The sequence below is a fragment of the Acinetobacter sp. C15 genome, assembly GCF_013420645.1.
Classification (GTDB): Bacteria; Pseudomonadota; Gammaproteobacteria; order Pseudomonadales; family Moraxellaceae; genus Acinetobacter; species Acinetobacter indicus.
On record NZ_VOXR01000126.1, the window covers coordinates 1 to 1,176 of the forward strand.

A 1,176-nucleotide genomic window follows, 5' to 3' on the forward strand; every position below is an offset into this window, starting at 1 on the left:
TCAGCGCGCTCTGCGCGTCTTTCAATACTAATTCCATTGCTATCTCCTTACGCCTTCACAGCTGGTTTAACGATCAGGTCGCTACCGGTTGCACCCGGGACAGCACCTTTAACCAGCAGCAGGTTGCGCTCAGCGTCAACGCGTACTACGTCAAGGCTCTGAACGGTTACACGTTCGTTACCCATCTGACCTGCCATTTTCTTGCCTTTGAACACTTTGCCCGGAGTCTGGTTCTGACCGATAGAACCCGGAACGCGGTGAGACAAGGAGTTACCGTGAGTAGCGTCCTGGGTACGGAAGTTCCAGCGCTTAACGGTACCTGCGAAACCTTTACCTTTAGAGGTGCCAGTTACGTCAACTTTTTTAACGTCAGCAAACAGTTCAACGCTAATGCTCTGACCTACAGTGAACTCTTCGCCTTCAGCCAGGCGGAATTCCCACAGACCACGGCCAGCTTCTACGCCAGCTTTAGCGAAGTGGCCAGCTTCAGGCTTGGTCACACGGTTAGCTTTTTTAGCACCGGTGGTCACCTGAATAGCACGGTAGCCATCGTTAGCCAGGGCTTTAACCTGAGTAACGCGGTTTGCTTCAACTTCGATTACGGTTACTGGGATAGAAACGCCGTCTTCTGTGAAGATACGGGTCATACCCACTTTTTTACCGACTAAACCAATCATTGTTTCAACCTCTCAATCGCTCAATGACCTGATTAACCCAGGCTGATCTGCACGTCTACACCGGCAGCCAGATCCAGACGCATCAGAGCATCAACGGTTTTCTCGGTTGGCTCAACGATGTCAACCAGACGCAAGTGAGTACGGATTTCGTACTGATCGCGCGCGTCTTTGTTGACGTGCGGGGAGATCAGAACAGTGAAGCGCTCTTTGCGTGTCGGCAGCGGGATCGGACCACGGACCTGCGCACCAGTGCGCTTGGCAGTCTCGACGATTTCCGCGGTTGCTTGATCGATCAGACGATGATCAAACGCTTTCAGGCGGATACGGATTCTTTGGTTCTGCATGAGACCAGAGCTCCAATTATTTTATAAACGAAAATGATTACTCCTCAGACCCATTACGATTGATGGGAGAGTGTAACCGTTCTTACGTAGCTCCCCGATTGGGAGCATTGTTAGGTAGCCAAATTCGGCTAACTGAGGTTCAGATTGAACCTGCT

2 protein-coding genes are annotated in these 1,176 nt (G+C 51.3%); both read right to left on the reverse strand.

Annotated elements, in window-relative coordinates; all coding sequences use genetic code 11:
- Positions 1 to 47 precede the first annotated feature (47 nt).
- A complete protein-coding gene (gene rplC / locus FTT63_RS15455; RefSeq protein WP_001661950.1) occupies positions 48 to 677 on the reverse strand; it encodes a 50S ribosomal protein L3 in 630 nt (209 codons plus the stop codon).
- 32 nt (positions 678 to 709) lie between these two features.
- Positions 710 to 1,021: a 30S ribosomal protein S10 gene (rpsJ, locus tag FTT63_RS15460; RefSeq protein WP_001181004.1), complete on the reverse strand. Its 312-nt coding sequence runs from the start codon at positions 1,019 to 1,021 to the stop codon at positions 710 to 712.
- Between the last annotated feature and the right edge of the window lie 155 nt (positions 1,022 to 1,176).